We start from the raw sequence: 12,964 nt of genomic DNA, 5'->3' as shown, positions 1-12,964 counted from the left end.
CTCCTTCGTGCCTACTTGGGCATGAGCGGGTAAATGGTCTTCGCGTCACCGGTGATCGGGTCGAAATAGCCTTCGAAGGTGATGCCCTTCCAGTCTCCACGCCACTTGTTCGTGGCGGCGTCGACCACCCGGCCGTTCTCGAAGGACTTCTCCATGGCGCGCCTGACCTGCTTTTCCGTCCAACCTGGGGGGAAAAAGGTCGTCTTGGCTCGCTTCATCACCATCTCGCCGGTGCGCGGATCACGCATCCACACATTGCCCGTGGTCAGTCCCGTCTTGTGGTCGATCTCAATGATCCTGGGGACCTTCACCATGTAGGGGTTGAGATCCCGGCCACCGGGTCGGAAATGGTAACCGGACACCTTGGGGTTGCCATTGCGATCGTACTTGAGCTCTCCCTGGAGAACGTGCTCGAAGGTGTGCTCGGGGATTCGGCCGCCCTTCGGCAACGGAGGAAGCTCCTCCACCGTCGGCGGATCATCGGAAGGAGTGGTGGTGTCCCCGCTGTTACTCGACCCCGGATCCGTGTCCGGCTGACCCGCGGCGGGGTCGTGGGCCGGGTCACCGTGACCCGCCGGGTCATGGGCATCGCCGGCGTGACCGGAACCAGAGCCGAGACCCGCAGGCTCGTGCTGACCGGTGCCGTGGCCGCCGCCGAACGGGCCGTCGCCGCCGAGCCCCGCCCCGGAGCCGCCGCCGGTGGCGCCCCGGCCACCCTCGGCATCCCTGTGCGGTGTGCCGGGTCCGGCGCCGGAGGAGCCGGGCCCGCTGCCGTGGGACGGGACATGCGCGGTCGGGGGTTCCCCGGCGTGCCCGCCCGGCGCGTGGGATCCGCCGACGGGGCGGGTCGGATTCGTCGGGCGGCCCGTGGAGTTCTCCATTTGGCCGGGGCCGCCCGCGCCTTCGAGGACGCGTTCCCTGGCCGGGGCGGGCTCGTGGGTGTTGGGCAGGTCGTCCTTGTGGGGCTCCCTGACGGGTTCGGTGTCGGGGACGACGTTGCCGTGCTCGTCGCGGATGACGCCGTCGTGGCCGATGACGCGCTTGCGGCCCTGCGCGTCGACGTACTCGTGACCGGGCGGCGTTCTGTCACCGGCGCCGGCGGGGGGTCCGGTCGTGCCAGCCGGGTGCGGAGAGGTTCCACCGGGCATGTTGCGGGCCATGTCGTCGACGCCCGCTCTGCTCGCCTTCAGGCCCTCCATGAAGTCGCCGACTTTGATCTTGGTGATGTTCGCGGCCTTGCCGAGGTAGCTCATCGGGTCGACGAGCACGCCCACCTTGCCCACCCCAGTCGCGATCTCCGCACCCACGCCCAGCTTTCCGACCTTGCCCAGCCGGAGGAACGATCCTGCGCCGAGGGTCAGGACGTTGAACAGGACGGTCCCCCCCGCCCGCGCCGGATCCTTGTCCCACTCGTCCCACGCGACCAGCGACTTGCCGAAGTTGCGCAGGGCGGCCTTGCTCTTCTCCCGGTCGCTGTGGTCGACCGGGCCGAACATCTTGTCCATCGCCCAGTCGTAGGGCGTGATGATGTAGCCGCTGACACCGGCGAAGACGTCGCCGATACCCGACCAGGTCTTCTTGAAGGTGTCCATGTCGAAAACGTTGACCATGTGGCCGAGACCCTTGAGGGTGCCCCAGACACCGTCGACGAAGAAGCCCTTCAGGCCGCCGCCGACGTTGTCCTTCGTCCACTCCCACGCGGCCCGCAGGCCTGTGTACTCGCGCTCGTCGGCCGTCCCCCAAGGCGTCTCCTTGGCGTCCTTGACATCGCTCTCCCTGAAGCCGTACATGCCGGCTTTGTGCGAGCCGTCGTCGACGCCGAAGTGCGTGCCTCCCACCAGGGTGGTGATCTTGTTGGCCGCGTCGCGCTCGACGCCCTGAAACGCCACCCACGTCACGCCGACCTCGCGGACAAGACGCGCATTTTCGTCGATCTTGCCCTGGTCCTGCTGCCAGTCCTCGTCGTCCTTGTTGTCCGTGACGAACTTCTGTGCGTCCGCGCGGAGTTGCTTCATCTTGGCAACCAGCGGTCTGGCGGTCGTGGCGAAATTCGTCAGAGCACCGCTGACGGACTCCAGCTTCGTCGCGAACGCGTCCGCCTTGTCCCGCACGGGAATCGTCGAGTCGAGCAACTCCTCCTGCTCGGGGGCGTCGTAGACCGGATCCAACGCCTGAAAGGCATTGTGTACGTCCCTGCCGGTGTCGCGGATATTGGAGGCGGTCGCCTTGAGCGCGGCCGCGTGTGTCTCCAAGGTCTCCAGGTTGCCGGTGAAGGTGGGTATCTTCCCGACGTCGATCACTTCTTGGGACCTTTCAACTCTTCCGCGGTAGGAGCCTTGGAGTACTCCTCCTGCTTGTTCTTGGCCATCTGCAGGTCACCCTTGACGTACTCCTCAGTGGCCAGGCGGGCACCCGTGATGGACTTTCCCGTCCGGACGGGAAGGAACTTCAGTTCGTCTTCCGTTCGCTGCTGAAACTCGAGCAATGCCTGGGCCACGGGGCCGAACGCACCCTCCTTGGGCAGCTCGATCCCGCCAAGCACCATCGTTCCCGCCCACGTCGCGGCGCCGACCAGGCCATCGCTGTACGACGTGAACTCTTCCTCGAATTTGCCGCCTGCGTCGGCGGTCTTGCTCAGCACACCTGCAACGCCGTCCGGCTTGATGTCCCACGCAGACACGTTGTCCCCGTCTCCCGTCCAGCACAATGCCCCAACCCCGCAAGGATGATCCATTCCTATCAACCGGGCGTTGTGGTCTGCAAAGTGAATCAGGGGCACATTCCGGCTGCTGTTGCTGAGCGACGGTCTCCGCGGCGCCGACGGCGATCGCGCCCGTCGGTCCTTCCGCCATGTGAGCCCGGGCCGGTCCGGCCCCACAGCGAAGCCCCCGCGACGACGCGTCCGTCGCGGGGGCTTGCTGAACGTGGGGCCGACCGGGTTCAGGCAGTGCGGCGCAGCAGTGCCAGGTACATCGCGTCCGTGCCGTGCAGGTGTGGCCACAGCTGGACGTCCGGGCCGTCGCCCAGGGCCGGGACGCCCTCCATGAACGGGCGCGCGTCGACGAGTTCGGCGGCGACCGGCGAGGCGCCCGCGCCCCGCCCCTTCAGTACGTCGTCCACCACGATCCGGGTCTCCGCCAGGTGCGGGGAGCAGGTCGCGTAGCCGACCACGCCGCCGACCCGCACCGCGGACAGCGCCTCCCGCAGCAGCGCCCGCTGGAGCGGCGCGAAGCCCTCCAGGTCCTGTGGCCGCCGGCGCCAGCGGGCCTCCGGACGGCGGCGCAGCGCGCCGAGGCCGCTGCACGGCACGTCCATCAGCACCCGGTCGAAGGAGCCCGGCCGCCACGGGGGCCGGGTTCCGTCGGCGGCGATCACCTGGTACGGGCCGGGATTGCCCGCGAGGGCCTTCTCGACCAGCCGCGCCCGGTGCGGCTGCTTCTCGGAGGCCAGCAGGAACGCCCCGCGCTGCGCGGCCAGCGCCGCGAGCAGCGCCGCCTTGCCGCCGGGGCCCGCGCAGCCGTCGAGCCAGCGCTCGTCGCGGCCCTCGACCGGCACGGACGCCAGGGCCGTCGCCACGAGCTGGCTGCCCTCGTCCTGGACACCGGCGCGCCCGTCGCGCACGGCGTCCAGCGCGCCCGGCTCGCCGCCCTCGGCCATCCGTACCGCGTACGGGGACCAGCGTCCCGGCAGCGCGGAGTCCTCGCCGAGCGCTTCCAGCAGTTCCTCCGGCGTGGACCGGCCGGGGCGCGCGACCAGCGTCACCTCGGGCCGCTCGTTGTCGGCCTCCAGGAGGTCCTCGATCCCGGCGCGGCCGCCGCCCAGGGCGTCCCACAGCGCGCTCACGACCCAGCGCGGATGCGAGTGGTAGATCGCGAGGTGCTCCTCGGCGTCCTCTTCGTACGGCGGGGCGACGATCTCCAGCCACCCCTCCAGGTCGTGCGCGGCGATCTTCCGCAGCACCGCGTTGACGAACTTCGCCCGGCCGTCGCCGAGCACCACCCGGGCCAGCTCGACGCTGGCCGAGACGGCCGCGTGCGTGGGGATGCGGGTACCCAGCAGCTGGTGCGCGCCGAGCGAGAGCACGTCCAGTACCGGCGGGTCGACCTCCCGCAGCGGGCGGTCGATGCACGCCTTGATCACGGCGTCGTACGTGCCCTGGCGGCGCAGCGTCCCGTACACGAGCTCGGTGGCCAGCGCCGCGTCCCGGGCCTGGAAGTTCTCGTCCTGGCGGGCCTTGCGCAGCAGCGGCGGCAGCACGAGGTTGGCGTACGCGTCGCGCTCGTCCACTGCCCTCAGCACCTCGAAGGCCAGCATCCGTACCGGGTCCTTCTGGGGCCGCCGGTAGGGCTTGGCCTGCCGGGCGCCTGCGGCGTTGCTGCGACGGGGCTGGGGGGACTTCTCGCTCACGTGAAAGGTACTCCGGAGGTACGAGGCGCTGGTATGAGGTGCGGTGGGCCCTGCCGGGCCGCAGGACGGTCGGAATGCGGAGCGGGACACCGCGCGGCCGCGCGGTGTCCCGTCGGTGGTGCGCCGTCCGCGGGCGGGACGGCCGCTGCAGGACGGCACGGCCGGGGAGGCCCGCAGGCGAATCCCGGCTGGACTCAGCCTACGTCGGTCCCGCCCAGCCGCTCGCCGGGCGCGATCCGCACCCCGCGGGCCCAGTCGGCGCCCCGCATCGGCTTCTTGCCCTGGGGCTGCACCCACAGCAGCTCCACGGCATGCGAGCCGGTGCCGGCGTAGACGTTGTTCTTGGCCGGGGCGAGCTCGCCGGGCTCCAGGTCGGTGCGGTCGGTCACCAGGCCCAGGGAGATCACCTTGAGCCGCTCCCCGCGGAACACGGTCCACGCGCCCGGCGCCGGGGTGCAGCCGCGCACCACCCGGTCGGCGCGCATCGCGGGGGCCGTCCAGTCGATCCGGGCGTCCTCCACGGTGATCTTCGGGGCGAGGGAGATCCCGTCGGCGGGCTGGTCGACGGCGCGCAGGGTGCCGTCCTCGATGCCGTCCATGGTGGCGGCCAGCAGCCCGCTGCCGGCGAAGGCCAGGCGGGTCAGCAGGTCGCCGCTGGTGTCGGTCGGGCGGATCTCCTCGGTGAGGATCCCGTAGACCGGGCCGGAGTCCAGTCCCTCCTCGATCAGGAACGTGGAGGCGCCGGTGACCTGGTCCCCCGCCATGATCGAGTGCTGCACGGGCGCGGCTCCGCGCCAGGCCGGCAGCAGGGAGAAGTGCAGGTTGACCCACCCGTGCTTCGGGATGTCGAGGGCGCTCTTCGGGATCAGCGCCCCGTAGGCGACGACCGGGCAGCAGTCCGGGGCGATCTCGCGCAGCCGGGCCTGGAACTCGGGGTCGCGCGGCCGGACCGGCTTGAGGACCTCGATCCCGGCCTCCTCGGCGCGCTCGGCGACGGGGCTGGCGACGAGCCGCCGTCCGCGGCCGGCGGGGGCGTCGGGCCGGGTGATGACGGCGGCGACCTCGTGCCGCCCGGAGGCGATCAGGGCGTCCAGGGCCGGCACGGCGACCTCAGGAGTGCCTGCGAAGACGAGCTTCACCGGGGTCATACCTCATTTCTGGAGCTTGTCCGTAGGCGGCCACGAGGGCTGCCGGCAGCGCACCAGTCCGTGACTCCGCCCCCCGCTCGCGCGGCGAGCTTCCAGCCGGAAGGCTGCGGTCCAGCCCGAACCGACCCCTTACAGGGCGTGTCGAAACTACCACAGGCCGATCAGCCGCCTTCCAGGAGCGTGGCGGGGGGCGTACGTACACGCGCGCGCCTCTCGCATATGCCGACACGCCCCCACAGCGTGACCTGGTCGACGGGTGGCGCGTTGGTCAAAGGAGATTGACCAGTACGGGCCGCTTCGCGAACGGTGTCTGCGGCCCGATCCGCCCTTCAGCACCGGTTCGAGAGGCTTCTTCATGGCCGACCACGCCACCCACGACGCCCAAGCCCGGGCCAGCCTGCACCTGCTGGTGCGGGACATCGAGCGGGTTCGCCGCCAGGTGGATGCTCTGCGTACGCTGACCGCCCAGCTCGGCAACGTCTACCGCCCGCGCCGCTCCGGCCCCTCCACGGGATTCGTCGTCTACGGCCGGGCGCCCGCGCCGACCGTCCGCCTCGCGCAGGAGCTGCGGGACAGCGTCGAGACGCTGGTCACCGCCGCGGTGGACTTCGACCGCTCGCTCGGCTTCTCCTGGGACGCGGTCGGTTCGGCGCTGGGCGTCACGAAGCAGGCCGTGCACCGCCGGTACGGCGCGCGGCGCGCGCAGAGCGCGGAGGCCGCGGCCGCGGAGCCGCTGGCCGAGGGGACGACGACCCGGACCCTGGGGCCGCTGCCCACGATCCCCGCGGCCCGCTCGGTCCCGCCGCAGCCGCTGCGCGAGGGCTCCCCGGCCTTCCCGGGCCCCCGCAACGGCTGACCCCCTCCCGGGCCCCCGCCTACGGCTCACCGCCGGCCGGGCCCGCAGCCGCTGACCGCCGGGACGCCGACCCCCGACGGCCGCAGCCGACCCCTCCGACCCCGGCGCGCGCCCCCCACGCCCGCCGGGGTCGTTCCCTGCGGGGGCCTCTCCCCTACCCGCCCTTCCCCCGTTCCCCGGGCGCTGCCCGAACCCGCGCCTCAAACGCCGGCGAGGCTGAACCCCCGGGGCTCCGCCCCGAACCCCGATACGGCCGCTCCGCGCCCGCGCGCTCAAACGCCGCGCGGGCTGACTTCCCGCCCCACCCGCCGGCCCTACAGCCCGTCCGGCGTTTGAGGACCGGGGTCCGGGCGGAGCCCCGCCTTCCAGCCCGTCCGGCGTTTGAGGACCGGGGTCCGGGCGGAGCCCCGAGCCTTCCAGCCCGTCCGGCGTTTGAGGACCGGGTCCGGGCGGAGCCCGGGGAACGGGGGAAGGGCGGGGAGGGGACCAGCCCCGCGCAGCGGCACCCTGGCCCGCACCGACCAGCCGCACGCGGCAGCCGGCAACACCCCGGCAGCGCCCCTGGCGCCGCCACGGCAGCGGCCACCAACGGCAGGCCAGGAGCCCGGGCACCGCCCGCGTCAGCCGATGTCCGGCGGATCGATCCGCACCCGCACCGCATCCCCCGCGGGAACCCCCCGCGCCATCCGCACCGCCTGCGCCGCCTTCAGCGCGGCAGCCAGCGCCGCGCCACTGCCCGGCGGCACCCGGACCAGCGCCCGCTCCCCCGGCGACCGCTCTCCCCGCCGCCCCGGCACCGGCACCGGCCCCAGGACCTCCGCGTCCGCCGGCAGCCCCGCCTCGGCCAGGAAGGCCTCCACGGCCTCCCCCCGCCCGGCGACCGCCGCCATCCGCGACACCGGCGGGAACCCGAGCTGCGCCCGCTCCGCGAGCTCCCGCACCGCATGGCCCACCGGGTCCCACCGCACCAGCGCCTGCACCGGCCGCAGCGTCGGCTCGGCGACCACCACAACCTGCCCGTCGCTCCGGACCAGCGACGCCGCCGCGATCCAGCGCCGCAGCGCGTCCTCCCCGGCCCGCAGGTCGGGCCGGGTCAGCATGGCCCAGCCGTCGAGCAGGAGCGCCGCCGCGTACCCGGCGCCCGCCGCCACCGGCTCGGCCCCCGGCGTGGACACCACCAGCGCGGGCCGGTCCGGCACCTCGTCCAGGACGTGGTCGCGCCCGGAGGTCCGTACGGCGACGGCCGGGAAGGCCCGCCCCAGTTCCTCGGCCGTGCGCCGCGCGCCCACCACCTGGGCCCGCAGCCGGAAGGAGCCGCATTCCTCGCAGTGCCAGGACGGTTCGCCCCGCCCGCACCACCCGCAGTGCAGCTCCCGCTCGTCGGGGGCCTCCAGCGGCCCGGCGCAGACCGTGCAGCGGGCCGGTGTCCGGCACCGTTCGCAGGCCAGCCGGGGCACGTAGCCCCGCCGCGGCACCTGGACCAGTACGGGCCCGGCCCTGAGCCCCTCCCGTACGGTCTCCCACGCCAGGCTCGGCAGGCGAGCGGCCCGCGCGGCCTCGTCGCGGGCCAGCAGTTCGTCGCCCACGGTCCGGATCCGGGGCGCCCGGGCCCGTACCGTCTCGCGGTCGGCCGCCAGCGGCCGGGCCCAGCCGGACTCGACGAGCTGGGCGGCCTCCACCGTGCAGCTCGTACCGCCGACGAGGAAACCGCAGCCCTCGCTGACCGCGCGCAGCTCCAGCACCTCCCGTACGTGCGGAAAGGGGGCGTGGTCGTCGCTGTGGCTGGAGTCCCCGTCGTCCCAGATCGCCACCAGCCCGAGGTCGCGTACGGGTGCGAACATCGCGGCGCGGGTGCCGACGACGGCCCGCACCGAGCCCCGGCTGACCGCGAGCCACTGGCGGTAGCGCTTCTCGGGCCCGGACTCGGCGGTCAGCAGCGCGTGCCGTCCCTCGCCGAGCAGGGCGGTCAGGGCGGCGTCCACCCGCGCGGCGGTCCGGCCGTCGGGGACCACGGCCAGGGCCCCGCGGCCGGAGGCCAGTGCGGCGGCCATGGCCCGGGCCAGCTCGTCGGCCCAGCCGGGGCCGGGCAGCGCGGTCCACACGGCGCGGGGGGCGCCGCCGGTGGCGAGGGCGCGCAGGAAGGCGGGGCCCGACGCGTAGCTCTGCCAGCCCCCTGTCTCGGGCGCCGGGGGCGGGGGCAGCGGATCCGGGGAGGGCTTGGCCTCGGCGCGGGCGCTGCGCGCGGGCACCGCGAGCTGGAGGACGTCGGCCAGGCTGCCGGCGTACCGGTCGGCGACGGCCCGGGCGAGCGCGAGCAGGCGCGGGCCGAGGACGATCTCGGGCGAGACCACCTGGGCGAGGGCGGCCAGGGCCCCGTCGTAGTCGGACTCGGCGCGCCGCTCGACGATGAAGCCGTCGATGAGTCCGCCGCCCTCCCGGCGGCCGCCGTGGACCCGGTGGGAGCCCGCGCCGAACCGGACCCGGACGCGGACACCGGGCTGTGCGGCCTCGGCGAGCTCAGCGGGGACCGCGTAGTCGAAGAGCCGGTCGAGGTGGAGCACGCCCTTGTTCACCAGGACGCGGGCCACGGGCAGTTCCTCGGCGAGCGCGGCCCCGCGCCAGGTGCGCGGCTTGGCCTTGGGTGCCTTGGCCTTCGCCTCGGCGACCATCTCGCGGATGAGCGCGAGCTGTTCCGGCGGGCCGCCCGGGCCGTCTGCGACGGGTTCGTTCTCGCTGCTCACAGCAGCATTCTTACCAAAGGGCACCGACAATCCGGCGCCCTCGCCCTCCCTGGGGGTCCGGGCGGGAGCAGGCCGTGCGGGAGCAGACCGTGCGGGCGCCGTACAGGGCCCGCAACGCAGTACCGCCCCGGACCCAGCGGGTCCGGGGTGGTACGTGGAGCGGAGTGTGCCGCTTACAGACCGGCGGCGGCGCGCAGCGCGTCGACGCGGTCGGTGCGCTCCCAGGTGAAGTCCGGCAGCTCGCGGCCGAAGTGGCCGTAGGCGGCGGTCTGGGCGTAGATCGGGCGGAGCAGGTCCAGGTCGCGGATGATCGCGGCCGGACGCAGGTCGAAGACCTCGGAGATCGCTTCCTCGATCTTCTGGACCTCCACCTTGGCGGTGCCGAAGGTCTCGACGAACAGGCCGACGGGCTCGGCCTTGCCGATGGCGTACGCGACCTGGACCTCGCAGCGCGAGGCGAGACCGGCGGCGACCACGTTCTTCGCGACCCAGCGCATCGCGTAGGCGGCGGAACGGTCGACCTTCGACGGGTCCTTGCCGGAGAAGGCGCCGCCGCCGTGGCGGGCCATGCCGCCGTACGTGTCGATGATGATCTTGCGACCGGTGAGGCCGGCGTCGCCCATCGGGCCGCCGATCTCGAAGCGCCCGGTCGGGTTGACCAGCAGGCGGTAGCCCTCGGTGTCGAGCTTGATGCCGTCCTCGATCAGCTGGGCCAGCACGTGCTCGACGACGAACTCGCGGATGTCGGGAGCGAGGAGCGAGTCCAGGTCGATGTCCGACGCGTGCTGCGAGGAGACGACCACGGTGTCGAGGCGGACGGCCTTGTCACCGTCGTACTCGATGGTGACCTGGGTCTTGCCGTCGGGACGCAGGTACGGGATGGTCCCGTTCTTGCGGACCTCGGACAGCCGGCGGGAGAGCCGGTGCGCCAGGTGGATCGGGAGCGGCATCAGCTCGGGGGTCTCGTCGCAGGCGTAGCCGAACATCAGGCCCTGGTCGCCGGCGCCCTGCTTGTCGAGCTCGTCCTCGTCGCCCTCGACGCGGGTCTCGTGGGAGGTGTCGACGCCCTGCGCGATGTCCGGGGACTGCGCGCCGATGGAGACGGACACGCCGCAGGAGGCGCCGTCGAAGCCCTTCTTCGAGGAGTCGTAACCGATCTCCAGGATCTTCTCGCGGACGAGCTGCGCGATCGGGGCGTAGGCCTTCGTCGTCACCTCTCCCGCGATGTGCACGAGGCCGGTGGTGATCAGGGTCTCCACGGCGACGCGCGAGGTCGGGTCCTCGGTGAGGAGCGCGTCGAGGATCGTGTCGCTGATCTGGTCAGCGATCTTGTCGGGGTGGCCCTCGGTCACAGACTCCGAGGTGAACAGACGACGGGACACAACGCTCCCTGGGTTTGCAGCGGCTGCTGTCTGAGTCATTTGGCGGAACCACACCAGGGGCTGCGCCCGATCACGTTCCGAATGCAGTTTATCGGTTGCCACAGTCTGTCAGTCCACCCGTCTCGCCTTATGGGAGCCGTGTGAGCTGCGGCACTCCATTCTGTCCCAACGAAGGGGTGAGGAGAAGGGATCAGCTCAGGGCGCGCCGCGGCGCAGCCGTCCGGCGACCTGATCCCAAATCACCTCGGCCAGCGCTTCCTTGGGACCGTAAGGAACCTGCAGCTCAGAGCCGTCGGAACCCAGGACAACCGCCTCGTTCTCCTCGGAACCGAAGGTCTTCGCCTCGCCGACCTCATTGACGACGAGAAGATCACATCCCTTGCGCCGGAGCTTGGCGCGCCCGTTGGCGAGGACGTCGTCGGTCTCGGCGGCGAAACCCACCACGACCTGCCCCTCGCGGGCCCGGTCCGCCGAGATCTCCGCGAGGACGTCGGGGTTCCGTACGAGGGCGACCGGCGCGGGGTCCTCCCCGTCCTTCTTCTTGATCTTGCCGCCGGCGTACTCGGCGGGCCGGAAGTCCGCGACCGCCGCGGCCATCACCACCGCGTCGGCGTCGGCGGCCGCCTTGAGCACCGCCTCGCGCAGCTGCACGGCCGTCCCCACGCGTACGACGTCCACCCCGGCCGGGTCGGCCAGGGCGGTGTTCGCCGCGACGAGGGTGACGCGGGCGCCGCGGGCGACGGCGGTGCGGGCGAGCGCGTACCCCTGCTTGCCGGAGGAGCGGTTGCCGAGGAAGCGGACCGGGTCGAGCGGCTCCCGGGTGCCGCCCGCGCTGATGACCACGTGGCGGCCGGCCAGGTCCCGCTCGGCCGCACCGCCCCTGCGCAGGACCTGGCGGCACACCTCGAAGATCTCCTCGGGGTCGGGCAGCCGGCCCTTGCCGGTGTCCTTGCCGGTGAGCCGGCCGACGGCGGGCTCGATGACGACGGCGCCGCGCCGGCGCAGCGTCGCCACGTTCTCCTGGGTGGCGGGGTGCTCCCACATCTCGGTGTGCATGGCGGGGGCGAAGACCACCGGGCAGCGGGCGGTGAGCAGCGTGTTGGTGAGCAGGTCGTCCGCGAGCCCGTGGGCGGCCTTGGCCAGCATGTCGGCGGTGGCCGGGGCGACGACGACGAGGTCGGCGCCCTGTCCGATCCGCACGTGCGGGACCTCGTGGACGGATTCCCACACCTCGGTGGAGGCGGGGTTCCCCGACAGGGCGGCCCAGGTGGCCTCGCCGACGAAGTTCAGCGACGCCGCCGTGGGCACCACGCGCACGTCGTGCCCGGACTCGGTCAGCCGGCGCAGCAGCTCGCACGCCTTGTAGGCGGCGATCCCGCCGCTGACCCCCAGCACGACCTTCGGCTTGTCCACTGCTTCTCCCGTGATCGGTTGCGTCGGTACCCACGACACGTCGTACCTATGACACACCACAGGCCCGGCAGTCGTGCTGCCGGGCCTGTGGTGATGATGTCGCGTCTTACTGGGCCGGGGCCTCGATGGCCTCGGAGGTCAGCAGACCCGCGTTGATCTCGCGCAGTGCGATCGAGAGCGGCTTCTCGTGGACGTGGGTGTCAACGAGCGGGCCGACGTACTCCAGCAGGCCCTCACCGAGCTGCGAGTAGTACGCGTTGATCTGACGCGCCCGCTTGGCCGCGTAGATCACGAGGCTGTACTTCGAGTCCGTGGCCTCGAGCAGCTCGTCGATCGGCGGGTTGATGATGCCCTCGGGCGCGGTGATGGAAGAGGACACGCTCTACCTTCCGAAGATGGATAAAAGATCAGACAACTTCCATCAAGGCTAGCAGCTCACGCGCCACGTCCTCGACGGAGGTGTTGACCAGGGTGGTGTCGAACTCGGACTCGGCAGCCAGTTCGATCTTGGCGGTGTCGAGTCGGCGCTCGATCACCTCGGGCGATTCGGTGCCCCGGCCGGTGAGCCGGCGGACCAGCTCGTCCCAGCTCGGCGGGGCCAGGAAGACCAGCTGGGCTTCGGGCATCGACTCGCGGACGAGCCGTGCGCCCTGGAGGTCGATCTCCAGCAGTACCGGCTCGCCGTTGTCCAGGCGTTCCAGCACCGCGCCGCGGGGAGTGCCGTAGCGGTTGCCCGCGAACTCGGCCCACTCCAGCAGCTCGCCGTTGGCGATCAGCTTGTCGAACTCGTCGTCGTTGACGAAGAAGTACTGGACTCCGTGTCGCTCACCGGGCCGCGGCTTGCGGGTGGTGGCCGACACCGAGAGCCAGACCTCGGGGTGGACCTTGCGCATATGCGCGACGACCGTGCTCTTGCCGACCCCCGAAGGGCCGGAGAGCACGGTCAGCCGCGGACGAACCTCTGCTGCCATAGAGCGATTATCCAGGTTCTCGGGACTGCCTGAGAACGCCGGGAGA

The 12,964-nt window shown here is 72.4% G+C and carries 10 protein-coding genes; 1 reads left to right on the top strand and 9 read right to left on the bottom strand.

The window, feature by feature from the left end; all coding sequences use genetic code 11:
• Window positions 1–11: 11 nt before the first annotated feature.
• The 4 genes from ACZ6Y1_RS28950 to fmt form a co-directional block, all read right to left on the bottom strand.
• Complete coding sequence (locus ACZ6Y1_RS28950; RefSeq protein WP_469636186.1) at window positions 12–2,300, bottom strand: EndoU domain-containing protein; 2,289 nt, start codon at window positions 2,298–2,300, stop codon at window positions 12–14.
• Entirely contained in the window at window positions 2,297–2,680 is a 384-nt protein-coding gene (locus ACZ6Y1_RS28945) for a DUF6507 family protein (protein ID WP_469636183.1), read from the bottom strand. The genes ACZ6Y1_RS28950 and ACZ6Y1_RS28945 overlap by 4 nt, the downstream gene beginning before the upstream one ends.
• A gap of 260 nt (window positions 2,681–2,940) precedes the next feature.
• A complete protein-coding gene (locus tag ACZ6Y1_RS28940; RefSeq protein WP_469636180.1) occupies window positions 2,941–4,407 on the bottom strand; it encodes an RsmB/NOP family class I SAM-dependent RNA methyltransferase in 1,467 nt (488 codons plus the stop codon).
• Window positions 4,408–4,601: 194 nt separating this feature from the next.
• The gene (gene fmt, locus ACZ6Y1_RS28935; protein WP_469636361.1) at window positions 4,602–5,546 is read right to left on the bottom strand and encodes a methionyl-tRNA formyltransferase; all 945 of its coding nucleotides are present in this window, start codon (window positions 5,544–5,546) and stop codon (window positions 4,602–4,604) included.
• A 364-nt stretch (window positions 5,547–5,910) separates the two neighbouring features.
• Here fmt and ACZ6Y1_RS28930 point away from each other — a divergent pair, with 364 nt between their 5' ends.
• Window positions 5,911–6,411, top strand: coding sequence for a hypothetical protein (locus tag ACZ6Y1_RS28930; protein ID WP_469636175.1), 501 nt, complete (start codon window positions 5,911–5,913; stop codon window positions 6,409–6,411).
• Window positions 6,412–7,031: 620 nt separating this feature from the next.
• Here ACZ6Y1_RS28930 and ACZ6Y1_RS28925 read toward each other — a convergent pair.
• The 5 genes from ACZ6Y1_RS28925 to gmk form a co-directional block, all read right to left on the bottom strand.
• Window positions 7,032–9,152, bottom strand: coding sequence for a primosomal protein N' (locus ACZ6Y1_RS28925; RefSeq protein ID WP_469636173.1), 2,121 nt, complete (start codon window positions 9,150–9,152; stop codon window positions 7,032–7,034).
• Window positions 9,153–9,325: 173 nt separating this feature from the next.
• On the bottom strand, window positions 9,326–10,534 hold the full coding sequence (gene metK / locus ACZ6Y1_RS28920; protein ID WP_469636170.1) for a methionine adenosyltransferase: 1,209 nt from the start codon (window positions 10,532–10,534) through the stop codon (window positions 9,326–9,328).
• Between the two features lie 195 nt (window positions 10,535–10,729).
• Window positions 10,730–11,947: a bifunctional phosphopantothenoylcysteine decarboxylase/phosphopantothenate--cysteine ligase CoaBC gene (gene coaBC, locus ACZ6Y1_RS28915; RefSeq protein WP_469636167.1), complete on the bottom strand. Its 1,218-nt coding sequence runs from the start codon at window positions 11,945–11,947 to the stop codon at window positions 10,730–10,732.
• A 106-nt stretch (window positions 11,948–12,053) separates the two neighbouring features.
• A complete protein-coding gene (gene rpoZ / locus ACZ6Y1_RS28910; RefSeq protein ID WP_004948662.1) occupies window positions 12,054–12,326 on the bottom strand; it encodes a DNA-directed RNA polymerase subunit omega in 273 nt (90 codons plus the stop codon).
• A 28-nt stretch (window positions 12,327–12,354) separates the two neighbouring features.
• Window positions 12,355–12,918, bottom strand: a complete 564-nt coding sequence (gene gmk / locus ACZ6Y1_RS28905; protein WP_376662360.1) for a guanylate kinase — start codon at window positions 12,916–12,918, stop codon at window positions 12,355–12,357.
• Between the last annotated feature and the right edge of the window lie 46 nt (window positions 12,919–12,964).

The sequence above is a fragment of the Streptomyces sp. NPDC053432 genome (genome assembly GCF_055585365.1).
The sequence above is the reverse complement of the archived record's forward strand: the minus strand, read 5'-3'. Positions and strand labels throughout refer to the sequence as shown.